Source organism: Pseudomonas sp. PDM26, assembly GCF_019219185.1.
In the GTDB taxonomy this organism is placed as follows: domain Bacteria; phylum Pseudomonadota; class Gammaproteobacteria; order Pseudomonadales; family Pseudomonadaceae; genus Aquipseudomonas.
Genome location: NZ_JAHUWC010000009.1, coordinates 278,335 through 301,928, shown reverse-complemented (window position 1 = coordinate 301,928; position 23,594 = coordinate 278,335). Strand labels below are relative to the sequence as shown.

Below are 23,594 nucleotides of genomic sequence, written 5' to 3'. Positions count from 1 at the left end.
GGGGATCAGAGTTTCGGCAATTGCCCGATGCGGCCCATCATCTCGGTCACGATCTGCAGGTCCAGCAGGAACTGCTCGGTGGTCTTGAATTCGTTGTCGTTGTGACCGGTGTATTTGACGTCCGGCATGGCCAGGCCGAACTGCACGCCGTTAGGCAGTTCATGCACGGAGGTGGCGCCCGCGGAGGTGCCGAACTTGTGTTCCAGGCCGAGGTTTTCGCTGGCCACCGCGAGCAGGGCCTTGACCCATTCACCCTCGGGGTTGCGGTACATCGGTTCGGCAATCGACAGGTCGAAGGTCGGTGCGATGCTGGTCTTCTTGCTCCAGGCGTCCAGTTTTCCGGCGATTTCGGACTTGAGCACCTCCGGCGTCTTGCCCTTCGGCACGCGCAGGTTGACCGCGAGTTTGAAGGCTTTGTCGTCCATCCCGACATAAGTCAGGGAAGTGGTCAGCGGGCCCATGAACTCATCGGCAAAACCGACCCCCAACTTGCCACCCAAGTAGTCCAGCCCCCAGTTGTCGGCGGCGTATCGGGCGGCGTCAGTGATCTGGTTGTGCTTGAGCGCGACCTTGCCATTGAGGCTATTGATGAAGTCGAGCATCCTCGCCACCGGGTTGACGCCGGACTCGGGCTCGGAGGAGTGCGCGGACACACCGGTGACCGTCAGTTTGACGTCCTTGCCGTCGACCTTGGCGGCGACCTCGAAGTTGCCACCGTTGCGCTTGGCATAGTCGGTGCCGGCCTTTTGCAGGCTGGCGGCCAGTTCGGCGGGCTTGTCGGTCACCAGGGTCGCGACCGATGTCGACGGAATCTGGTTGGTGGCCAGGCCGCCGGTCATCGAGGTGATTTCTGCGCCCTTGCCTTGCGCGGCACGCTTGGCGAAGCTGGCCATGACGGTGCCGTAGCCTTTTTCGGCGATCACCACCGGATAGCCGCCATCCAGCGCCAGATTGTAGTTGGGGGTCGGGTTGCGTTCGAAGTAGTAGGGAATGGCGTCACCCGTGGTCTCTTCGGTGGTGTCGACCAGCAGCTTGAAGTTCCGGGCCAGCGGCAGCTGCTCTTCCTTGATGATCTTCATGGCGTAGAGCGCCACCACGATGCCGTTCTTGTCATCCTCGGTGCCGCGGCCATACATGCGATCACCGATCAGGGTGACCTTGAACGGATCGAGGCGGGTGCCGTCCTGCAGCACCCAGTTCTCCGGCGTCACCGGCACCACATCGGCATGGGCGTGAATGCCCACGACTTCATCGCCAGCGCCTTCCAGGGAGATCTCGTAGACGCGGTTGTCGATGTTGCGAAAGTTCAGGTTGAACGCCTGGGCCAGACCCTTGATCTTCTCGGCAATCTTGATGAATTCGGGGTTGTCGTGCTGGTCAACACCGTCCACGCGCACGGTCGGAATCGCCACCAGCTCCTTCAGGGTTTCGGTGGCCGCGCTGCCATATTTCACCCGGGCATAGAGGCCAAGCAGGCGATGAATTTCGTTTTGTTGCCCGGCGCTAAGCGTCTTGTTGCCCTGGAATGCACGGATGGCCGGGCCGAGGTTGTCGGTCTTGGCGATATCGCTCTTGGACAAGTCGCGCAGGAACTGTCTGAAATCCTTGACCGATGCATCACTGAAGGTCTTGAGGATGATCGCGCTCTGTTGTTGCGTGTTGTTGGCGTGGGCAGCGGTGGTGAACGACGAAAGGCTGGCGAGCATGAGGCTGGTCGCAGCCAGGTGCTTGAGTGAAAAATCCATTGCGGGGGGCATTCCTTTGCAGGCGGTTTGTAAGAAATATCTGATCGGTTGATCAGAAACATCTGCAAACTACCACCACGAGCGTGTGAAACGGGAGCCCTGAAGTGGGATCTGTCGCACAGAAATGCAAAAGCGGCGCAGAAATGAAAAACCGCTCTATCAATGCTTACATTCCGACATCACCACGTGGCAGGTATTCGGCGTGCCGCCGGATCGGCCCGCATAACGGATGCAATTATCCAGGGATTTCTGGCGAGCCATGTCCAGGGTGTCCGCCCAGGCGAGGCCGCCTTCGCCGACAGTGGGAAGGGCTTTTGCATAGCAGGTTGAACCCGTGTTTGGGGCTGAATAGCGAGCCGTGGTGGCTTTGCCTGAACATCCCGCTGTCAGTGCCAGGTCGATGGCGAGCAGGGAAAACAGGATCCATGACGAGCATTGACGCGCAGTTTTTCCCGTCATCCCGGTTCCCCTGTAGCAAGAGGCGTATTCGAGATCGTACCTGGCCAGATCAGGGCAGGGGCACACTCTTTCTTTGAGCCTATCCTTGCGGCACCGATCCTGCTGCTCCTTTCGTCTGCTTTCCTTTCTTCAGTGTGTCCGGTCGTCCGAGAGTCGAGGTGGGGTCGCTACAGACCACTGAACAGGCTGATGATCACGGCATTGACCAGGTCAATGAAAAAGCCGCACACCAGCGGCACGATCAGGAAGGCCTGGTGCGCCGCGCCGTACCTTTGCGTCACGGTCGACATGTTGACGATGGCCGTCGCCGTGGAGCCGAGGGCAATCCCGCCGAATCCGGAAGCAATCACACTGGCTTCGTAATCGCGCCCCATACAGCGGAAGACCACGAAATACGTATAGGCGACCGTCAGCAGAATCTGCAGGGTCAATGCGCACAGAATGAACATCAACGCGCCGTCGAGTTGCCATAGCTGAAGCCCCATCAGGGCCATGGTCAAAAACATGCCCAGACAGATATCGGAGATCAGCGACAGGCCCAGGCTGGCACCGCTCCAGGTTTTCAGTCGTTGATCACCCACAAAGGCCAGAACGAGGTGATGAATGACGATGCCCGCGAACAGGCAACTGACAAATTTGGGCAGGGTGATGCCGACATCGACCAGCAGCAGATTGAGCCCATAGCCGAGCATCAGGGTCAGGTTGAGCCACATCCAGGCCCAGAGCACGTCGTAGTAGTCCAGTGGCTTGCTCGGTTGTTGTTCGAGAATGCCGACTTCCAGCTCTGCATCCCTGGACGGCGTCAGTCGATAGCGACGTATCAGTTGGTTGGCGATAGGGCCGCCGATGACGCACGCGGCAATCAGGCCGACGGTGTTACTGGCGATGCCCAGTTCGTGCGCGTTACCGATTCCCAGTTTTTCGACGAACAGCGGTGCCCAGGCCAGGGTGGTGCCCACCCCACCCGTGAGGGAAATGGAGCCCACCATCAAGCCGGCTTTGGGATCAAGTCCAAAAACCTCGGCCACAGCCATGCCCAGCGAGTTCTGCAGAAGAATGAACACAGCGGCGAGTAACAGCAGGATCAGCAGCGGGCGCCCACCCCTGAGCAGTTGGCGCATGTCCGATTTCAAGCCAATGCCGGCAAAGAAATAGAGCAGCAGGGTGTCGCGAACTTGCAGATCGAATTCGATATGGATATTCAAACCGAAGTAAAGCAAGGACGTCACCGCCGCACAGATGAAGCCGCCGACGACCGATTCGGGGATACAGTAGTGGCGGAGAAAGGCGTTGTGCTGGACGAGGGTTTTGCCGAGGAAAAGCAGGAGAATGGCGAGTGTAAAACTCACGAGTCCGTGAACCTGGAAGAGCTGTGAAGTCATTTAAGGCCTACCTGAATACTGAAAAATCATTATCAGGATACGGTGATTCAATGTTTAGACCTGTATCAATGAACGCTCGATACAGCCTTGCTCGTCCAGATGGTTTCCTAATCATGAGGTGCGCCTGTGCGCCAAGCGTGAGGACAGCCTGGCCTAAACGGGAAAACCCATCCGGGTTGGCATAGGCCGCCATCACACTCCCGATGGTCGATCAAACGGCTGACGCTAGCGCTTGATCAGAGAAATCTTCGTTCCCTCGATGCTGACCCCCGCCATCAATCCTTGCTGGTCGAAGATGAACGCGTAGGCGTCGTCTTTGAGCGTCGAGCTGGACAGGTTCTTCGCAACCCCTGCATTCACCAAAACAACCGTTGGCCCTACACCGATTTCCCAGCCCTTGGTGTCTGCCAGATACTTCACGGCATTATCGGTCATCAGGAAAACCACATAGCCATACGACTGGGCGCCGGCCTGCAGCCCCCATGAACCGCTGACGGAGTTGTAGTAACTCTCGACTTTCGAGCCTTTCATCAGTACGCCTTCGCCATAGCTGCCGCCGAATACAAGACCGGCCTTGATGATGTTCGGGAAAACAAGCGCCGCTTTGGCTTTGTGCGAGATGGTTTCGGAAAAAGGATTGGTCTTGTAGAGCGTTTGCAACGCTTGTCGAGAGTCGGCATTCAGATCCTCGGCGGTGGCCGCTCCTGCAGTGTTCAGGAGACCGGCCGATGCCAATGATGCCGTCGCGAGGAAAATCGACAGGAAGAACCGCATTGATCGAGTCATTTGCCTACTCCGCGGAGGGAGCATTGGATGAGAACAGCGGCAAGCGCCTGCGTCAGGCAGGAACCGAATCCGCTGAGGTTATCCGGCGCACCCTGAAGTGTGTGAATTGCAGGCATCGCTCTTGAATGAAGTTGGCTCGGGGCCTCTGATCATTTGCGATGCCTTCAGCTGTTATGACCACTGCGTAATGGCCGGGTTCGTTGTCATTTCCGATAGTGGCCGACCCACACTTTGGTGCGGCTCCCGGTTAGTGGGAATGGCGCGGCTCACCGCTGCGGGCGATCACCCTGAGATGCAGAGTGGCAGGCTCCAGGCAGCCACCTGTAGAAAGCTGTCCCACCAGTTGCCGGTACAGTTCCTGCCAGGGCGTTTGCGATGGCGGGATGTTCGGCGTCCACTCGAGTCGGCGCTGGGTCATCTCGGCCTCGTCTATCAGCAGGTTCACTGTCCGCGTGTTCAGGTCCACCCGCAGCCGGTCGTTGGTTTTCAGCAGCGCCAGGCCACCACCTACCGCCGCTTCTGGAGACATGTTGAGAATCGACGGGCTCGCCGATGTGCCGCTCTGGCGCCCATCGCCCAGGCAGGGCAGGGAGTCGATGCCTTGTTTGATCAGCGCAGCCGGAGGGGCCATGTTCACCACCTCGGCACTGCCGGGGTAGCCCACCGTGCCAACGCCGCGAATCACCAGGATGCAGCGCTCGTCGATATCCAGCGCCGGGTCGTCGATCCGGGCGTGATAATCCTCTGGCCCTTCGAACACGATGGCCCGCGCTTCGAAGCTGTTCTCTGCGCCGGGTTCGGACAGGTAGGTCTTGCGAAACGCCTCGCCAACCACCGACATCTTCATGATCGCGCTGTCGAAGAAGTTGCCGCTGAGCACGATGAAGCCGGCGCGGTGCTTGAGCGGGGTTTCAAAGGGATAGATCACGTCGGTGTTGCTGGTCAGGGAACTGCTGACGATTTCGCCGATAGTCTTGCCGCTGACCGTGGCACAGTCTTCATGGAGGCGCCTGGCCTTTTGCAGTTCATGCATCACGGCCGGCACGCCGCCAGCGCGGTGGAAACCTTCGCCCAGGTACTTGCCCGCTGGCATGCAATTGACCAGCAGTGGCACGTCTTCGCCAATCCGTTGCCAGTCATCCAGACTCAGTTCGACACCCATGTGCCGGGCAATCGCAATCAGATGCGGAGGGCAATTGCTCGATGCGCCCAGTGCCGAGGCGACCGCGATCGCGTTCTCGAATGCTTCGCGGGTCATGATCTGCGACGGGCGTACGTCTTGCAGTACCAGTTCGCAGATGCGCTTGCCGGTGGCATAAGCCATTTGCCCGCGCTCACGATAGGGCGCCGGAATGCTCGCACAACCGGGCAACGACATGCCCAGGGCTTCGGCCAGCGCGTTCATCGACAGGGCGGTGCCCATGGTGTTGCAGTGGCCCACGGACGGCGATGCCGCCGTGGTCATCTCCATGAAGCCTTCGTAATCGATCTCGCCGGCGGCCATCAGATTGCGCGCATGCCAGAGCACGGTGCCGGAGCCGATCAATTCCCCCTTGTGGTGACCGTCGAGCATCGGGCCGCCGGACAGGACAATGGAGGGCAGGTCGGTAGTTGCGGCGGCCATCAGGCAGGCGGGGGTGGTTTTGTCGCAACCGGTGGTGAGCACCACGCCGTCCAACGGGTAACCGTGGAGGATCTCCACCAACCCCAGGTAAGCCAGGTTACGGTCCAGTGCAGCGGTGGGCCGACGCGACTGCTCGGCGATCGGATGTACCGGGAATTCCATGGGAATGCCCCCGGCATCACGAATACCGGCCTTGACCCGCTGCGCGAGCTCCAGATGGTGACGGTTGCAGGGGGTCAGGTCGCTGCCGGTCTGGGCAATGCCGATGATCGGGCGGCCCGACTGCAGCTCTTCGCGGGTCATCCCGTAGTTCATGTAGCGTTCGACGTACAGGGCAGTCATGTCCGCGTGGGCAGGGTCATTGAACCATTGCTCGCTGCGCAGGCGACGTTTTGGCGTGTCACTCATGATTCATTTCTCTCTTGTAATTGGATGAATCGACAATCCGTTGTGGCTTCAGCGGGCGAGCAGGCCTCGGGCGGCCAGGTTACGCAGCAAGGCGCTCACGCCAAAGGTCCAGGGTGTGGCGTCAGAGCTGTGGGTCACCTGGTTATGCAGGCTACCGAGCAACGGGCTGCTGATCCGGACCCGGTCACCCGGTTTGTGGGTGAAACCGCTGCCGGCATGATCGCGGTCTTCGGTGGGGGCGAACAGAGTACCGAGAAACAGCAGAAAACCATCCGGGTATTGGTGATTGGCGTTGAGCGTCTGGCCCGCCAGGTCCTGCGGGTCGCGGCTGATCTGGCTCATGGAGCTCGATCCATGCATCCGGTAACCGTCTTCGCCTTGTACCTGCAGATCGACCACGCAGGCCCGCACATCATCCAGGCTGAAGTGCTCGTCAAACAGGCGAATAAACGGTCCAATGGCGCAGGACGCATTGTTGTCCTTGGCCTTGCTCAGCAATAGCGCGCTGCGGCCTTCGAAATCCCGCAGATTGACGTCGTTGCCCAAGGTGGCGCCGTGGATCTGGCCACGGCTGTTCACGGCCAGCACCACTTCGGGTTCCGGGTTGTTCCATTGCGAGTCGGGATGAATACCGATGTGGCTGCCGCTTCCCACGGCGGCGAGAACCGGTGCCTTGGTGAAGATTTCCGCATCCGGGCCGATGCCGACCTCCAGGTATTGCGACCACATGCCCTGTTCGATGAGCAAAGCTTTCAGGCGCATGGCTTGCTCTGAGCCGGGAACGATCGAGCGCAAATTGTCGCCGATGACGCTGTGCACGGTGGCGCGTACGGCTTCGGCTTTTGCCGCATCACCACCGGCCTGCTCCTCGATCACACGCTCGATCATGCTGGCGGCGAAAGTTACCCCGGCGGCCTTGATCACTTGCAAATCCAAGGGCGGCAGCAGGTAGGGACTGGACGGATCGGGGGCGGGGCCAGTGTTGGCCAGCAGCGCTTCGACACTGGCGATGAAGGTGCCAGGCGTCTGCCTCACGGCGGCCAGTGGAGATTCTGTTTCCAGCAAATCGCTCAAGGTCGCAAAACGATCCGACAGATCGAACACACCATCGCTGCGCAGCACTATTGGCGAGGGGCCTGCGACCTGGCCTGGCACCCAGGCGCGGCCGATCAAGGTACCGGTCACACCATCGACCGGCAGGGTGTTTTCGGGAGTAAGCGTCAGCGACATGGCGAATCTTCCTGGTTCGTAAAGCCTTCACGCTAGGGCCGCGAGTCGATAAACTCCAATGAGATATATTCAGTATTTGATAACGTCAGGTTATTGCTGGCTCAAGGGATACCCATGTCAGATCTGTCCTTCTCCAGCTTCTGCGGCTGGCTCAAATTCCGCCACCTGGTGCTGATCGACACCTTGGGGCGCACACGCAACATGCACTTGGCGGCGCAGCAGATGAACCTCAGCCAGCCGGCCATCAGCAAGATGCTCAAGGAAATCGAAAGCCTGCTCGGCTTCGCCTTGTTCGAGCGGTTGCCTCGGAACATGCCGCCAACGCCCCTGGGTGAGCATGTGCTGCGTTATGCGCAGATCGCCTTGAATGACGCACGGTCGTTCGTCGAGCAAATCAGCAGCCTGCGTGAGGGCGGCCACGGCTATCTCAAGGTCGGCGGGATTTTTGCCGCAACGGCGGTGGCCTTGCCCGAAGCGATCCTGCAGATCAAGCAGCGCTGGCCGTTGCTCTCGATTGAGGTCGTGGAACAGACCAGTAACCATCTGATGGAGATGCTCGAAGAGAAGAAGCTCGACCTGGCGGTGGCCCGTTTTACCGATCAAAGCCAGCAGCAACGTTATGACTTCGAGCCCTTGGCCCCTGAACCGTTTTGCATCGTGGTCAACAGTCGTCACCCGCTCGCGGACGCCGGCCCCCTCTCGTTGCAACAATTGGTGGATTTACCGTGGATTCTCTATCCGGTCGGCACACCGATTCGTGGACGCATGGAACAGGCCTTCGCCGAAGCCGGGGTAGGGATGCCGCGCAATACCGTTGACACCATTTCCATGCAGACCTTCCTCCAGGTCCTGCAGCGTGGGCCAATGATCGGGATGCTGCCCAACGCCATGGTCAACCCGCTGCTCGAAAGCGGCCAGCTGAAGATTCTCCATACACCGCTGCACTTGGTGCCACAGGATTACGGCATCCTCACGCGAAAAGGCGAGCAACTGGTAGGGGCGGCGCTGGAGTTCGCTGAAATACTCAAGGAAAACGCCCGTCTGGCCAGCGATGAGGTCTATTGAGTCAGAGAGAACTGACGATTATTCCGATAACGGATCGTTATCGGATAATCAACAAATGCCATTGGGAAAGAATCGATTCGCGGCAGTAGAGTACCGACCAGATTCCCATCTGGGTCAGGAGACTGTCATGCCCGAACTGTCCGGACACAATTTCATCGCCGGTGGCCGTAGCGCGGCCGGGTCGGTGTCGCTGCACAGCGTTGACGCCACTACCGGGCAACCATTGCCCACAGGCTTCGTCCAGGCCACGGTCGAGGAAGTGAATGCCGCTGCCACGGCTGCTGCCGCGGCCTATCCAGTTTTTCGCAATCTGCCGGCCGTGCGCCGAGCGCAATTTCTTGAGGCCATCGCCAGTGAACTGGATGCCCTGGGCGACGACTTCGTGGCCCTTGTCTGTCAGGAAACTGCCTTGCCAGCGGCACGAATTCAGGGTGAACGATCCCGCACCAGTAGCCAGATGCGCCTGTTTGCCCAGACCCTGCGTCGCGGCGGCTTTTACGGGGCGCGTATCGACTTGCCGCTGCCTGCCCGCCAGCCTTTGCCCCGGGGCGACCTGCGCCAGTGCCGCTTGGGTCTCGGCCCGGTAGCGGTGTTCGGCGCCAGTAACTTTCCTTTGGCATTTTCCACCGCGGGAGGCGATACCGCGGCCGCGCTCGCTGCTGGCTGCCCGGTGGTGTTCAAGGCCCACAGCGGGCACATGGCGACCGCTGAACGGGTGGCGGAAGCCATCATCCGGGCTGCCGAGCAGACCGGCATGCCCAAGGGGGTGTTCAATATGATTTTCGGTGCCGGCGTGGGTGAAGCACTGGTCAAGCATCCGTTGATTCAGGCGGTCGGCTTCACCGGTTCACTCAAGGGCGGCAGAGCGCTGTGCGACATGGCCGCTGCACGTCCGCAACCGATCCCGGTGTTTGCCGAGATGAGCAGTATCAATCCAGTGCTGGTATTGCCAGAGGCGTTGCAGATTCGTGGCGAGCGTGTCGCTACGGAATTGGCTGCGTCGGTGGTCATGGGCGCAGGGCAATTCTGCACCAATCCTGGTTTGGTCATTGGCATTCGCTCAGTGACATTCAGCCGCTTCGTGCAAACGCTAAGTGCGTTGCTGGCCGATCAACCGGGGCAAACCATGCTCAATGCCAGTGGCCTGCGCAGCTATGTTCAGGGTTGTGAAGCCTTGCTGGCGCATCCGCAGATCACCCACTTGGCGGGGCAGGTACAGCAGGGTAACCAGGCCCGGGCGCAATTGTTCCAGGCCGATGTTGACCTGCTGCTGACGGGCAACGCGTTGCTGCAGGAAGAAATCTTCGGCCCGGCCACGGTTGTGGTGGAAGTGGCTGATCGGGCTCAACTGTTGGCGGCTCTGCAAGGTTTGCGCGGTCAACTGACAGCCACCCTGATTGGTGAGCTGAGGGAACTGGAGCAGTACGCCGACCTGGTGGCCGTGCTTGAGCAAAAAGTCGGTCGCGTGCTGATCAACGGCTACCCGACCGGTGTAGAAGTCTGTGATGCCATGGTCCATGGCGGGCCTTGGCCGGCGACGTCCGATGCCCGCGGCACGTCGGTCGGTACCTTGGCCATCGATCGTTTCCTGCGCCCGGTGTGCTACCAGAACTTCCCCGATGCCTTGCTCCCCGATGCCTTGAAGAACAGCAATCCATTGGGGCTGATGCGCCTGGTCAACGGAGAACAAACCGCCCGGTCACTGTAATCATTGCTCCACCGTCGGGTGAATTGCTCATTCGGCGTGACCCATTCGATAAAAACAATCAGGCATGTCCACATGCCCAGGGGTTACCTTCATGCAAACCATATCCGAGCATTTGCCCGCGCAGGCGCAAGCCCGCGAACTCGACTTTGAAGACCGGACCTACCGCAAGGTCATCTGGCGCATCCTTCCCGTCCTGCTCTTGTGTTACATGGCCGCCTACCTGGACCGGGTCAACATTGGCTTCGCCAAGCTGGACATGCTCAATGAGCTGCAGTTCAGCAACACGATTTATGCCTTGGGCGCCAGTATGTTTTTCTGGGGTTATTTCCTCTTTGAAGTCCCCAGCAACCTGCTGCTGCATCGCTTCGGGGCACGGTTCTGGATCGCCCGGATCATGCTCAGTTGGGCGGTGATTTCCATGGCTGTGGCCTACACCGTGCCACTGGCGGGGTTCTTCGGTCTCCAGTCAAACACCATGTTCTATGTGTTGCGTTTCCTCCTGGGTATCTGTGAAGCCGGCTTCTTCCCCGGTGTGATTCTGTACCTCAACTATTGGTTTCCGACTCATCGGCAAAGCCGCGTGATGTCCGGATTCCTGATGGCCATGCCGATCAGCCTGACACTGGGCGGGATACTGTCCGGCTGGCTGATGAACAGCATGCAGGGCATGCACGGCCTGTCGGGCTGGCAGTGGATGCTGATCATCGAGGGTATCCCTTCGATCATCATGGCCTTCGTGGTGATCGTTTGCCTGGTCGACAACATCGACAAGGCCAAATGGCTTTCAGCCGCGGAAAAAGCCCTGCTCAAGGCCAATCTGCAAACCGACAACCTGGGCAAGGCGACACGCTTGAGCGAAGTGTTTTTCAACCCGAGAGTATGGTTGCTGGTGCTGATTCTGCTGACCTTCAACACCGGCTTCTACGGCCTGGCGTTCTGGATGCCCTCGATCATCAAGAGCACCGGTATCACCAACAGTTTGCACATTGGCTTTCTGACCGCCATTCCCTACGCGGTGGCCACGGTGGCGATGCTGCTTAATGCACGGCATTCCAACCGCACCGGCGAGCGACGCCTGCACGCGGCCATTCCCGCGTTCATCGGTGGCGTCGGCCTGATCCTCAGTGCCTTCTTCGCCGACAACCTGGTGCTGTCCGTGCTCTTCCTCAGCGTCGCCGCTTCGGGGATTCTCAGCCTGATGCCGATTTTCTGGACCCTGCCGGGGACCGTGTTGTCGGGCGTAGCTGCCGCAGCCGGCATTGGCATGATCAACGCCATCGGCAACCTGTCGGGCTTCACCGGTTCGATGATCACCGCCGTGGCTGAAAATCTCACCGGCAACATCAACAACGGCACCTACGTGTTGGCCCTGTGTCTGTTCGTCAGCGGTGGACTGATCCTGGCCATTCCCGCATCGATGCTCGGCAGAACGCCAAAAACCGCAGCCACCACAGCGACGTTGGAAACGGCATGAACATGCAGAACAAGCGGGTGTTAATTACAGCAGCTGGGCAGGGCATAGGGATGGCCAGCGCCATTGCCTTTTCCCGGGCCGGTGCCGAGGTGTTTGCCAGTGACATCGATGTCAGCGGGCTGGAGGGGACCCCGGGTATCAACGCCATCGCGTTGGACGTGACTTCAGTGAGTGCGATTGCCGATGCCTGTGAACGCATCGGTGCGCTGGACGTGCTGTTCAACTGCGCCGGTTACGTGCACAGCGGCAACATTCTACAGTGTGATGAGGCGGCCTGGGCACGCTCCATGGACATCAACGTCGCGTCCATGTACCGGATGATCCGCGCGTTTCTGCCGGGCATGCTGGCGCGTGGCGGCGGTTCGATCATCAATATGTCGTCGGTGGTCTCCAGTGTCAAAGGCGTACCCAACCGCTTCGCCTATGCGGCCAGCAAAGCGGCGGTGGTGGGCCTGACGAAGTCCGTCGCTATCGATTTCATCGCTCAGGGCATCCGCTGCAACGCGATATGCCCAGGTACCGTGGAGTCTCCGTCGCTGCGCCAGCGCATCGCCGCCCAGGCCGCGCAACAGGGTGTCGACGAAGTACAGATCCACCGGGAATTTCTCGAACGCCAACCCATGGGGCGTATCGGCAGCACCGAGGAGATCGCGCAGTTGGCCTTGTATCTGGGCAGCGATGCATCCGCCTACACCACCGGTGGTGTGCATGTCATCGATGGCGGCATGAGTATCTGAGCCCGGTTTTCACTTTCAGTTTGAGCAGGAGAACTTCATGAAACTGTTGCGCTATGGCGAAAAAGGTTCGGAAAAACCGGGCCTGCTGGATGCCGATAATCAGATCCGCGACTTGTCGGACCATGTGCCGGATATCGCAGGGCAAGTCCTGAGTCCCGAAAGCCTGGCAGCGCTTGCCGCTATCGACCCGAGCAGCCTGCCGATCGTTGCGGGTCAGCCACGGATTGGTGCCTGTGTCGGTCAGGTCGGCAAATTTATCTGCATCGGTCTGAACTACGCCGACCATGCGGCCGAGTCGAATATGGACGTGCCGAAAGAGCCGATCATCTTCAGCAAATGGACCAGCGCCATCTGCGGGCCGAACGACAATATTCAGATCCCGCGCAGTTCGCTCAAGACCGACTGGGAAGTCGAACTGGGTGTCGTCATTGGCAGAGGCGGGCGCAACATCGATGAAACCAATGCCATGCAGCATGTCGCCGGCTATTGCGTCATCAACGATGTGTCTGAGCGCGAATGGCAACTGGAGCGCGGCGGCACGTGGGACAAAGGCAAAGGCTTCGATACCTTCGGCCCCCTCGGTCCGTGGCTGGTCACGTGCGATGAAATTGCCGATCCGCATTCGCTGGATCTGTGGCTGGAAGTCGACGGTCACCGTTATCAGCAAGGCAATACGCGGACACTGATCTTCAATGTGCCGCAATTGATCGCCTACCTCAGCCGTTGCATGAGCTTGCAACCCGGCGATGTCATTTCGACTGGAACGCCGCCCGGCGTGGGCCTGGGCATCAAACCCAATCCGGTATTCCTGCGTCCGGGCCAGACCATGCGTCTGGGGATTGCTGGACTGGGTGAGCAGCATCAGGTCACGGTGCAAGCAGACTGATCCTGTCTCTGTTCCCACTCAAAAAACACAAAAACGCCGCTCACTGAGCGCAATGCTGTTCAGTTAAGCGAATGTGGTCTCTGTAGGAGCGAGCTTGCTCCGGGCGGCGTTCCGACGATGGACTCAAGAGCGCCGCGTTTAGCCAGTAAATACGCGTTATCGTTAACGAACATCGCGAGCAAGCTCGCTCCTACACAGGGTGTGGGCTGAAGTATGGGCTGGCAGGTTTTTCCAAAAGCCAGAAACGACAAAGCCCTGAATAATCAGGGCTTTGTCGTATAAAGATGGCGGAGGCGATGGGATTCGAACTCATGGACCTGTTACAGTCGACGGTTTTCAAGACCGTTGCCTTAAACCACTCGGCCACACCTCCGTTTGCGTTGCGGGCGCCATAATACCTGAATGAAACACACTGTCAAACTCTCTGCATAGCTTGTTACAGGGGGTCTGTTATGATCTTTGCGACTGAACGTTTCAAACCAACAGGAGTGTCGCCATGCGCGAACAGGATTACGCAGTTAATAACAGCGTGCAGGCTGAGCAGCTAGAGGTTAGCCGCGTCCTGCGCAACACATACGGCTTGCTCGCCCTGACCCTGGCATTCAGCGGTGTGACAGCCTACGTTGCCCAGCAGATGCATGTTGGCTACCCGAACATTTTCGTGGTGCTGATCGGCTTCTACGGTCTTTTCTTCCTCACCAACAAACTCCGTGATTCGGCCTGGGGCCTGGTGTCGGCATTTGCCCTGACCGGCTTCATGGGTTTCCTGCTGGGCCCGATCCTCAACCGTTACCTGGGAATGCAGGGCGGCGCTGAAGTGGTCAGCTCGGCGTTCGCGATGACGGCGCTGGTGTTCGGCGGTCTGTCGGCCTATGTGCTGATCACCCGCAAGGACATGAGCTTCCTCGGCGGTTTCATCACGGCAGGCTTCTTCGTGCTGCTGGGTGCGACGCTGGCGGGCATGTTCTTCCAGATCAGCGGTTTGCAACTGGCGATCAGCGCAGGTTTCGTGCTGTTCTCCTCGGTCTGCATTCTGTTCCAGACCAGCGCCATCATTCATGGCGGCGAGCGTAACTACATCATGGCCACCATCAGCCTGTATGTATCGATCTACAACCTGTTCGTCAGCCTGTTGCAGCTGTTCGGCATCATGGGCCGCGATGATTGATCGTCGGCCTTGAACTAAAAAACCCGCTCAGGCGGGTTTTTTATCACCTGGAATTCAGGGTCACTCCACAATGACGATGCTGCCGTCGGCTTGCTGGCGGTAGATGGTGTAGGGCAGCAACAAGGTGTCGAGCGCGCCAGAGATGACCACGTCGATCAGCACTATAGCGGGGGCGGGACCATGTACCTGCGCATCCCGGCCGTCTTCGAGGGCCGCGTTCAGGTAGCAGAAGTCGTAGGTCACGCCGCTGTAGATTCGTGGCACTGCGCCGCAATAACTCTTGTGGTCCTTGAGGCTTTTTGCGGCCGCTTCGTCACTGCGCACAACCGTTTGAATCGTGCCGCAACCCGCAAGCATCATTGCCACGAGCAGCATCGCCTGAATTTTCATACCGTCAATCCTTCGCCGGAAACCGCCAATCTACTCAAGTCTGAAACAAATATCACTCACGCCATAGGCGGCAACCGGCGCTTGACCGGGGTTTTCTTGACGATCGCCGTATTGGTTTCCGCGAGGGTGTTGAGGCGGTCGAGCAGGGTGTCCAGTTGTTCCATCGAGCGCACATGCAGGCGCGCGATGAAGCAGTCGTCGCCGGTGACCTTGTCGCACTCGGTGAATTCGGGAATGGCCATGATTTGCCGTTCCACTTCCTGCAATTGACCCGGCAACGGGCGAATACGCACGATGGCCTGGAGCTGATAGCCAAAGCATTTCGGGTCGATTTCAACGGTGTAGCCCTTGAGCACGCCGCGTTCTTCCAGGCGGCGCAGACGCTCGGCGACGCTGGGGGAGGACAGGCCGCTGATTTGCGCCAGGGCCTTGAGCGAGCGTCGCGAGTCTTCCATCAGCGCCGTGATCAGCACCTGGTCGATGTCATCGGTCATGGCGAAATCCTCTGTTAGGCATTTATTCGAAACGGCCTTTATAAAAAAGGCAGATCTCGAGTTTAGCCTGCTTTTTACTATGGAGTAGGGCCTGGGTGCATTGGCATACTTTGGCCACAAACACAGGAGTCTGATGATGGACAAATCCCTACGCCGCGGCTCGTTCGAAATGACGGCCGCCATGCTGATCTCCGGCACCATCGGCTGGTTCGTGCTGGTGTCCGGGCAACCGGTGCTGGATGTGGTGTTCTGGCGCTGCCTGTTCGGTGCCGGCACCTTGCTGCTGATTTGCGCAGCCTTCGGCTTTCTGCGCCCCGGCATTCTGACCCGCACCACGTTCTTGCTCGCCGTGCTCAGCGGTGTGGCGATTGTCGGCAACTGGGTGTTGTTGTTCGCGTCCTATTCCCGGGCGTCGATTGCCATCGGCACCGCCGTCTATAACGTCCAGCCGTTCATGCTGGTCGGGCTGGCGGCGTTGTTCCTCAACGAAAAGATCACCGCGCAGAAGCTGGTCTGGCTGGGTGTTTCGTTTCTCGGGATGCTGGCGATTGTCAGTGCCCATGGCAGCCAGGGCGAGAGCGGCGGCGATTATCTGACGGGCATTGCCTTGGCGTTGGGTGCGGCGTTTCTCTACGCGATTGCCGCGTTGATCATCAAGCGTTTGACCGGAACCCCGCCGCATTTGATCGCGCTGATCCAGGTCAGCACGGGTGTGTTGTTGCTCGCACCATTCGCGAATCTTTCGGTATTGCCGCAGGCACCGAGTGCGTGGGCCAGCCTGGTGACGTTGGGCATGGTGCACACCGGTGTGATGTACGTGTTGCTGTACGGTGCGATTCAAAAGCTGCCGACTGCGCTGACGGGGGCGCTGTCCTTCATCTACCCGATTGCGGCGATTTTCGTCGACTGGTTTGCCTTCGGCCATCGCCTGGAGCCGCTGCAATGGATCGGGGTCGCGGCGATCCTGCTGGCCGCTGCCGGCATGCAACAAGGCTGGTCGTTGAAGTTTCGGCGCACGGTGACGCCGTAACCCGCTAGCCAGGCGTCAGATGTTCCAGCGCGGCGCATTGCTGGCCAGTCGCTGGCGCATCTCGCCGATGTTGGCGGCCAGTTGTTGAGTCAGCAGGCGATAGCCGTCCAGCGTGTTGTAGACCGGCGCATCGAGGCTGACCAGCGGCAAGTCCATAGGGCGATTGAGCCGTTGGGCGGCGCCTGATTTCAGCGCCCGGGCCATGCCGATCAATTGCACGCGAATCTGTCGATGCTCGGCTTTCAATGCCGTTTGCAGGAGTTTCATTGCTTCGGGGTCATTGGCATCCGGTCGGGTATTGCCGAGGATTTCCAGGGTGCTGACGCACATGCGCAGATTACGCTGGATGGCATCCAGCTCGGTCATGGAAATCTTCACTTCCTTGGACACCGACGGCATCAGTGAGCGAAGTTGCACCATCACCGCGTTCAGGCGGGTCATGAGCTTGAGGTGTTCGTCGGCAGTGATGGCCTGGCCATCGATGATGCGCCCGTAGATTTTCGCGCAATCACGCAGCGCATCGGCCAGGTTGTAGCGCCAGGAATACACCGCGTACAGCGGCAGGGCGAAGGAAAACGCCAGGGCCAGGGCAATGCCGATCAGGATATCCACCCCGCGCCACAAGCCATCGGTGACCGGGTTGTCGCCGTGCCCGGCAACGATGAACACGGTAATCGCCGACAGCAGCGCGGTGTAACCTCCCTTGCCGATGGCGTGATAAGAGAAAAACCCACAGACCACCGACATCGCGAAATAGGTCAGCCAGGGTATCCCGAGCCAGGCCTGTTGTGCCACTAACGCCAGGCCGACGCCGGCGCCGATCAAGGTGCCGATGGCACGCTCGGCGGCTTTCTTGCCGATGTTGCCGTGATGCTGCAAGCCGCCGATCACCACCAGCATCGTCACCGACGCCCACTCACCGTGGGGCAGATGGATGCCGGTGGTCAGCAGGATGGTCGCCAGCAACCCGAGCGACACCCGCACCGCATGGATCACCCGGGCATGGCGGTAGCGCCGGTACGGGTCCAGCAATGGACGCAGTAGTCGGCGCAGCAGCGGTGGCAACCGATGGGCTCTGGATGTACTCAGGCTGGCTCTCCTCAGAAGATGTAGTCGGTGGTCAGGAAGCTCGAACTGCGGCCGCTGATGATCTCGCTGATCAGGTCCTTGTTGGTCTCCTGGAACTTGGTGGCCACCAGGGTGCGGATCGAAAACACCCGCAGTGCGTCATGGACCGACAAGGTGCCTTCGGCGGAGTTCTTGCGACCATTGAAGGGATAGGTGTCCGGGCCGCGCTGGCATTGGGCGTTGAGGTTGATGCGTCCGACCTGATTGGCGAAGGTGTCCACCAGCCGGCCGACCGCCACCGGGTTGGTGCCGAAGATGCTCAACTGTTGGCCGAAGTCCGACTCCAGCACGTAGTCGATCACGGTATCCAGATGACGGTACGGCACGATGGGGATGACCGGGCCGAACTGTTCTTCCTGATAAACGCGCATCTGCGGCGTGACCGGGTACAGCACCGCCGGGTAGAAGAACGACGCACGAGCTTCACCACCGTTGGGATTGACCACTTTGGCGCCTTTGCTTTCGGCATCCGCCACCAGAGAGTGCAGATAGTCGACCTTGCCCGATTCCGGCAGTGGCGTCAGGGATACGCCACTTTCCCAGGGCATGCCGGGTTTGAGGTTGGCGAGCCTGGCATTGAATTTGTCGATGAAGGACTCGACCACGTCTTCGTGAACAAACAGGATCTTCAACGCGGTGCAGCGCTGGCCATTGAATGACAGCGAACCGGTCACCGCCTCACTGACCGCGTTGTCCAGATCCACTTCCGGCAGGACGATGCCTGGGTTTTTCGCATCCAGGCCCAGCGCCGCGCGCAAGCGGTGGGGTCTCGGATGGAGTTTTTTCAGGTCACTGGCGGCCTTGTTGGTGCCAATGAACGCAAAGATGTCGATCTTGCCACTGGCCATCAGCGCACTGACTGTCTCGCGGCCACTGCCGTAGATGACGTTGATCACCCCGGCCGGGAAGCTGTCGCGGAAGGCTTCCAGCAGCGGGCGAATCAGCAGCACGCCGAGCTTGGCGGGTTTGAACACTACGGTGTTGCCCATGATCAGCGCCGGGATCAGCGTGGTGAAGGTTTCGTTCAATGGATAGTTGTAAGGCCCCATGCACAGGGCGACGCCCATCGGCACGCGACGGATCTGACCGAGGGTGTCCTGTTCCAGTTCGAAACGGCTGGAGCGGCGGTCGAGTTCTTTGAGCGCGTTGATGGTGTCGACGATGTAGTCGCAGGTGCGGTCGAACTCCTTTTCCGAATCCTTGAGGTTCTTGCCGATTTCCCACATCAGCAGCTTGACCACGGCGTCGCGCTGCTCGCGCATGCGCCCCAGGAAGGTTTCGACGTGCTGGATGCGCTCGGCCACGCGCATGGTCGGCCACAATCCCTGGCCCCGGTCATAAGCACGGACGGCAGCGTCGAGGGCGGTCAATGCGGTCTCGGCATCGAGCAGCGGCGTGCTGCCGAGGATCACTTGCTCGTCGCCATTGGCGCCGGTCAGGTACACCGGGCTACGGACCTGGGCCAGTGGCCCGTTCCAGGTTTTCAGTACGCCATCGACCAGGTACTCACGCTGCTCGGTCTGGCCGTCAAGGCGGTACTTTTCCGGGATGTCGGCGGGGCTCGGGAACAGGTTTTCGAGACTATTGGCTGTGGTCATGTCGCTACCCCTCTGGATTGGATAATGCACTGATGAATCGTTTTAGCAGACCTCAGCAACCCTTGTCATGACTCATTTCAGCGTTTTGCCGCACAGCGTGAAGGATCGCGGATTCATCGACCCCTACGGTCATGGCCTCAGAGGCGCCCCCTGTTGGCCCCCATTGCCCTCAACCCGATCAACTGATAAGCCTAGCCTTTGTTTGGCCTTGGTGGGGTGCGTCTTGGCGGCGTTGCTGGCGGGGTGCGGCGAAGAGCCGAAAACCCCGTCGACCCGCAGCGAAAACTCCAGCACGGTCTGACCTTTTGTGGCGAGCGGCTTCTGTGGCGAGGGGCTTGTCGGATCGCCGCATCGCCCCGTTGGGTTGCGAAGCAGCCCCAAAACCTACCGACTCGGTATGACTGACAATGTAGGGGAGCGCTACGCGCTCCAACGGGGGCAAGCCCCCTCGCCACAGAAGCCCCTTTTGCCACAGGTTCCTGACCTCTGACGGCACACAAACCCTCGTACTGCGGTTAAACTCCATGCTCTTTTTCAAGGAGTTCATATGAGCTATTACCAGCCGGGCATTCTCGCCACCCCCGTTCCGTCTCAAGCCCGCCATATGTTCTTCGCCCTCGAATCCGTCGAGGCATTGCCGGTCGCGCTCGACAACTTGATGCAACTGGTGGACGGGAAATCGGCTGTCGTCGGCTTCGGTGAATCGCTGGTCAATGCGCTGCACGTTCAGATCGATGGCCTGCGAACCTTTCCGGCGTTGACCGGTGTGGGCGTCGAAAACCCGTCGACCCAGCACGCGCTCTGGTGCTGGCTGCACGGTGAAGACCGTGGTGAGTTGCTCAACCGCAGCAACGTCATCGCCGCCGCGCTGGCCCCGGCGTTGCGTCTGGTGCAGATGAACGAAACCTTCCGCCACATGACCGGCCATGACCTGACCGGCTTCGAAGATGGCACCGAGAACCCCCACGACGCAGCCGCCGTGACCGCCGCCCTGGTGGGTGAGGGCGTGGATGGCACGGTGGGTGGCAGCTTTGCTGCGATCCAGCAGTGGCAGCATGACTTGAAAGGTTTCCATGGGCTGTCGGCGGATGAAAAAGACAACATCATGGGTCGGCGCTTGAGCGATAACGAAGAGATCGACGACGCGCCGGTTTCCGCCCACGTCAAACGCACCGCCCAGGAAAGCTTTGCGCCGGAGGCCTTCGTGGTGCGTCGTTCGATGCCGTGGATCGAAGGCGACCGCGCCGGCCTGATGTTCCTGGCCTTCGGTTTTTCCCTAGACGCCTTCGAAGCCCAACTGCGCCGCATGAGTGGCCTGGAAGACGGCATCACCGACGGTCTGTACCGCATCAGCCGTCCGATTACCGGTGGCTACTACTGGTGCCCTCCGCTCAAGGACGGTCGACTGGACCTGCGCGCATTGCGCGTCGGCTGAGCAGCACGCACACATTCAGTGGCACCACGTAATGGGCATGAATGCGCATATTCGTGGTGAGGCGCAGCACCCGGCCGTGGCCGGGGAAGCGCTGAAAACCGATTGGGTGATGGACCAGATCCTCAAGCGCCACTGATCCCTCAGACCACACACAATCTCCTGTAGGAGTTGCCGGAGGCTGCGATCTTTTGATCCTGGCTTTAAAAAACAAAATCAACAGATCGCAGCCTTCGGCAGCTCCTACAGTTTTGGGTTGCATCGCGCATCTAACCTTATGCGCATTCGGTATTTCTCAAGCGTGTAATAACCTCTCTAAGATCACGTCATAACTCGTTATAACAAGTGATCTGCCATGACCGATAACGTTCTATCCCTGAGCAGCGTCCCGTTGCATACCCAGCTGCGAGACGTGCTGCGTACCCGCATCCTCGACGGCAAATACCCGCAAGACAGCCAGATGCCTTCCGAAAGCGAGCTTGGCACGTTGTTCAAGGTCAGCCGCATCACCGTGCGCCAGGCCTTGGGTGACCTGCAAAAAGAAGGGCTGATCTTCAAGATCCACGGCAAAGGCACCTTCGTCGCCAAGCCGAAAACCTTCCAGAACGTCAGCACCCTGCAAGGCCTGGCCGAGTCCATGAGCGGTCGCGGCTACGAGGTGATCAACCGCCTGCGCAGCTTCAAATTCATTGCCGCCAACAAGCTCGTCGCCGAGCGTTTACAGGTCGCCGAAGGCGAGGTTGTGGCGCAGGTCAAACGGTTGCGCCTGATCAACCGCAAGCCGATTTCCCTGGAGATCACTTACCTGCCCAAGGCCATTGGTGAGCGCCTGGAAAAAGCCGACCTGGTCACCCGCGACATTTTCCAGATCCTGGAAAACGACTGCGGCCTGGTTCTGGGGCACGCCGACCTGGCCATCGATGCAGTACTGGCTGACAGCGACCTGACCCGGGCGCTGAACGTCGAACCTGGTTCACCAATCATGCGCATTGAGCGCCTGACCCACGATGTCGACGGTTGGCCGCTGGACTTCGAACACCTTTACTACCGTGGCGATGCCTTCCAGTACCGCCTGCGGATCGACCGGCAAAAAGGGGAGCAGGCATGACGCGCAGCACGCTGGAGCAGGAATACGACATCGTTGTGATCGGCGGCGGCACTGCCGGCCCCATGGCGGCGATCAAGGCCAAGGAACGCAACCGCGACCTGCGGGTGTTATTGATCGACAAGGCCAACGTCAAGCGCAGCGGCGCGATCAGCATGGGCATGGACGGCCTGAACAACGCGATCATTCCCGGCCACTCGACCCCTGAGCAATACACCAAGGAAATCACCATCGCCAACGACGGCATCGTCAATCAGGCCGCGGTGTACGCCTATGCCACCCACAGCTTCGAGACGATCGAGCAACTGGACCGCTGGGGCGTGAAATTCGAGAAGGACGAAACCGGCGACTATGCGGTGAAGAAGGTCCACCACATGGGCGCTTATGTGTTGCCGATGCCGGAAGGGCACGACATCAAGAAAGTCCTCTATCGGCAGTTGAAGCGCGCGCGGGTGAGCATCACCAATCGTCTGGTGTGCACGCGTTTGCTCAAAGACGAAGATGGCGCGGTCAACGGCGTGATGGGCTTCGACTGCCGCACGGCGGACTTCCATGTGATCAAGGCCAAGGCGGTGATCCTCGCCTGCGGTGCCGCCGGACGCCTGGGGTTGCCGTCCTCCGGCTACCTGATGGGCACCTACGAAAACCCGACCAATGCCGGCGACGGTTACTCAATGGCCTACCACGCCGGGGCCGAGCTGGCGAACCTGGAATGCTTCCAGATCAACCCGCTGATCAAGGACTACAACGGCCCGGCCTGCGCCTACGTCACCGGCCCCTTGGGCGGCTACACCGCCAACAACAGGGGCGAACGCTTCATCGAGTGCGACTACTGGAGCGGGCAGATGATGTGGGAATTCCACCAGGAGCTGGAAAGCGGCAATGGCCCGGTGTTCCTCAAGCTCGATCACCTGGCCGAGGAAACCATCCAGAACATCGAAGAGATCCTGCACAGCAACGAGCGTCCGAGTCGCGGCCAGTTCCACGCCAATCGCGGTACCGACTACCGCACGCAGATGGTCGAGATGCACATTTCGGAAATCGGCTTTTGCAGCGGGCATTCGGCGTCGGGGGTGTGGGTCAACGAGAAGGCCGAGACCTCGGTCAAGGGCTTGTACTCGGCAGGGGACATGGCTGCGGTACCGCACAACTACATGCTGGGTGCGTTTACCTATGGCTGGTTCGCCGGCAACAACGCAGCGGATTTTGTCGCCGGGCGTGAGTTTTCTGTGCTGGATGCCGCGCAGATCGAAACCGAAAAACAACGGGTCTACGCGCCGCTGGACCGCGAACACGGTCTGCCACCGGCCCAGGTCGAATACAAGCTGCGGCGCTTCGTCAACGACTACCTGCAGCCGCCGAAAGTGACGAAGAAAATGCAGATCGGCCTGCAACGCTTCAGCGACATCCAGCGCGACCTCGACCAGCTCAAGGCCCACAACGCCCACGAGCTGATGCGCGCCATGGAAGTCAGCATGATCCGCGACTGCGCCGAAATGGCCGCCCGCGCTTCATTGTTCCGCGCCGAAAGCCGTTGGGGGCTGTACCACCATCGCGTCGATCACCCGCAACGCAACGACCGCGACTGGTTCTGCCATTGCCACCTGAAGAAAGACGAAAACGGTTTGATGAGCAGTTTCAAGAAAGCCGTCGAGCCTTACATCATCCCGCTGGATGCCGACGAGATGCAGGCCTACGACCGGTTGCGGGTCGGTGCCGATGCGGCTTGATGCCGACAACAAAAG

General features: G+C 59.8%; 20 protein-coding genes, 1 tRNA gene and 1 pseudogene. 11 read left to right on the top strand and 11 right to left on the bottom strand.

Features of this window, described 5'->3' with window-relative positions; translation table 11 throughout:
• Positions 1–5: 5 nt before the first annotated feature.
• The 6 genes from KW849_RS19330 to KW849_RS19305 form a co-directional block, all read right to left on the bottom strand.
• On the bottom strand, positions 6–1,745 hold the full coding sequence (locus KW849_RS19330) for a dipeptidase (RefSeq protein WP_218430848.1): 1,740 nt from the start codon (positions 1,743–1,745) through the stop codon (positions 6–8).
• A 159-nt stretch (positions 1,746–1,904) separates the two neighbouring features.
• Positions 1,905–2,204 carry a hypothetical protein gene (locus KW849_RS19325; protein WP_218430847.1) on the bottom strand — a complete coding sequence of 100 codons (300 nt, stop codon included), beginning with the start codon at positions 2,202–2,204 and terminating at the stop codon, positions 1,905–1,907.
• A gap of 167 nt (positions 2,205–2,371) precedes the next feature.
• A complete protein-coding gene (gltS, locus tag KW849_RS19320) occupies positions 2,372–3,586 on the bottom strand; it encodes a sodium/glutamate symporter (protein WP_218430846.1) in 1,215 nt (404 codons plus the stop codon).
• 225 nt (positions 3,587–3,811) lie between these two features.
• Positions 3,812–4,372 (bottom strand): YSC84-related protein, encoded by a 561-nt coding sequence (locus tag KW849_RS19315; RefSeq protein ID WP_218430845.1) that lies wholly within the window; start codon positions 4,370–4,372, stop codon positions 3,812–3,814.
• A 247-nt stretch (positions 4,373–4,619) separates the two neighbouring features.
• A complete protein-coding gene (locus KW849_RS19310) occupies positions 4,620–6,404 on the bottom strand; it encodes an IlvD/Edd family dehydratase (protein WP_218430844.1) in 1,785 nt (594 codons plus the stop codon).
• Positions 6,405–6,452: 48 nt separating this feature from the next.
• A complete protein-coding gene (locus KW849_RS19305; protein ID WP_218430843.1) occupies positions 6,453–7,634 on the bottom strand; it encodes a fumarylacetoacetate hydrolase family protein in 1,182 nt (393 codons plus the stop codon).
• A 114-nt stretch (positions 7,635–7,748) separates the two neighbouring features.
• Here KW849_RS19305 and KW849_RS19300 point away from each other — a divergent pair, with 114 nt between their 5' ends.
• The 5 genes from KW849_RS19300 (at position 7,749) to KW849_RS19280 (ending at position 13,504) form a co-directional block, all read left to right on the top strand.
• Positions 7,749–8,699, top strand: coding sequence for a LysR family transcriptional regulator (locus KW849_RS19300; RefSeq protein ID WP_218430842.1), 951 nt, complete (start codon positions 7,749–7,751; stop codon positions 8,697–8,699).
• Positions 8,700–8,826: 127 nt separating this feature from the next.
• Complete coding sequence (locus KW849_RS19295) at positions 8,827–10,407, top strand: aldehyde dehydrogenase (NADP(+)) (protein WP_218430841.1); 1,581 nt, start codon at positions 8,827–8,829, stop codon at positions 10,405–10,407.
• Between the two features lie 91 nt (positions 10,408–10,498).
• Entirely contained in the window at positions 10,499–11,881 is a 1,383-nt protein-coding gene (locus tag KW849_RS19290) for an MFS transporter (protein ID WP_218430840.1), read from the top strand.
• Positions 11,878–12,618 carry an SDR family oxidoreductase gene (locus KW849_RS19285; protein WP_218430839.1) on the top strand — a complete coding sequence of 247 codons (741 nt, stop codon included), beginning with the start codon at positions 11,878–11,880 and terminating at the stop codon, positions 12,616–12,618. Before KW849_RS19290 ends, KW849_RS19285 begins: the two co-directional genes overlap by 4 nt.
• Before the next feature lie 37 nt (positions 12,619–12,655).
• On the top strand, positions 12,656–13,504 hold the full coding sequence (locus KW849_RS19280; RefSeq protein ID WP_218430838.1) for an ureidoglycolate lyase: 849 nt from the start codon (positions 12,656–12,658) through the stop codon (positions 13,502–13,504).
• Between the two features lie 285 nt (positions 13,505–13,789).
• Here the strand turns inward: KW849_RS19280 and KW849_RS19275 are convergent.
• Positions 13,790–13,877 (bottom strand) — tRNA-Ser (locus tag KW849_RS19275).
• Between the two features lie 123 nt (positions 13,878–14,000).
• Here KW849_RS19275 and KW849_RS19270 point away from each other — a divergent pair.
• Positions 14,001–14,672 (top strand): Bax inhibitor-1/YccA family protein, encoded by a 672-nt coding sequence (locus KW849_RS19270; protein ID WP_108219910.1) that lies wholly within the window; start codon positions 14,001–14,003, stop codon positions 14,670–14,672.
• 60 nt (positions 14,673–14,732) lie between these two features.
• Here the strand turns inward: KW849_RS19270 and KW849_RS19265 are convergent, their stop codons facing one another.
• The gene (locus KW849_RS19265) at positions 14,733–15,062 is read right to left on the bottom strand and encodes a YceK/YidQ family lipoprotein (RefSeq protein WP_218430837.1); all 330 of its coding nucleotides are present in this window, start codon (positions 15,060–15,062) and stop codon (positions 14,733–14,735) included.
• Between the two features lie 56 nt (positions 15,063–15,118).
• Entirely contained in the window at positions 15,119–15,556 is a 438-nt protein-coding gene (locus tag KW849_RS19260; protein WP_057396958.1) for an Lrp/AsnC family transcriptional regulator, read from the bottom strand.
• 136 nt (positions 15,557–15,692) lie between these two features.
• Between KW849_RS19260 and KW849_RS19255 the strand changes: the two genes are divergently transcribed.
• Complete coding sequence (locus KW849_RS19255; protein WP_218430836.1) at positions 15,693–16,586, top strand: DMT family transporter; 894 nt, start codon at positions 15,693–15,695, stop codon at positions 16,584–16,586.
• Positions 16,587–16,601: 15 nt separating this feature from the next.
• Here the strand turns inward: KW849_RS19255 and KW849_RS19250 are convergent, their stop codons facing one another.
• Positions 16,602–17,642 carry an FUSC family protein gene (locus tag KW849_RS19250; RefSeq protein ID WP_218430869.1) on the bottom strand — a complete coding sequence of 347 codons (1,041 nt, stop codon included), beginning with the start codon at positions 17,640–17,642 and terminating at the stop codon, positions 16,602–16,604.
• A 44-nt stretch (positions 17,643–17,686) separates the two neighbouring features.
• A complete protein-coding gene (locus KW849_RS19245; protein WP_218430835.1) occupies positions 17,687–19,312 on the bottom strand; it encodes an NADP-dependent glyceraldehyde-3-phosphate dehydrogenase in 1,626 nt (541 codons plus the stop codon).
• Between the two features lie 547 nt (positions 19,313–19,859).
• Between KW849_RS19245 and KW849_RS19240 the strand changes: the two genes are divergently transcribed.
• From KW849_RS19240 to KW849_RS19225, 4 genes and pseudogenes are all read left to right on the top strand, one after another.
• Positions 19,860–20,747 carry a Dyp-type peroxidase gene (locus KW849_RS19240; RefSeq protein WP_218430834.1) on the top strand — a complete coding sequence of 296 codons (888 nt, stop codon included), beginning with the start codon at positions 19,860–19,862 and terminating at the stop codon, positions 20,745–20,747.
• Positions 20,748–20,751: 4 nt separating this feature from the next.
• Positions 20,752–20,883, top strand: a pseudogene (locus KW849_RS19235) (gfo/Idh/MocA family oxidoreductase); the annotation flags it as partial.
• Positions 20,884–21,099: 216 nt separating this feature from the next.
• Positions 21,100–21,852, top strand: coding sequence for a GntR family transcriptional regulator (locus tag KW849_RS19230; protein ID WP_218430833.1), 753 nt, complete (start codon positions 21,100–21,102; stop codon positions 21,850–21,852).
• Complete coding sequence (locus KW849_RS19225; RefSeq protein ID WP_218430832.1) at positions 21,849–23,579, top strand: fumarate reductase/succinate dehydrogenase flavoprotein subunit; 1,731 nt, start codon at positions 21,849–21,851, stop codon at positions 23,577–23,579. Before KW849_RS19230 ends, KW849_RS19225 begins: the two co-directional genes overlap by 4 nt.
• The last annotated feature ends 15 nt before the right edge of the window (positions 23,580–23,594 follow it).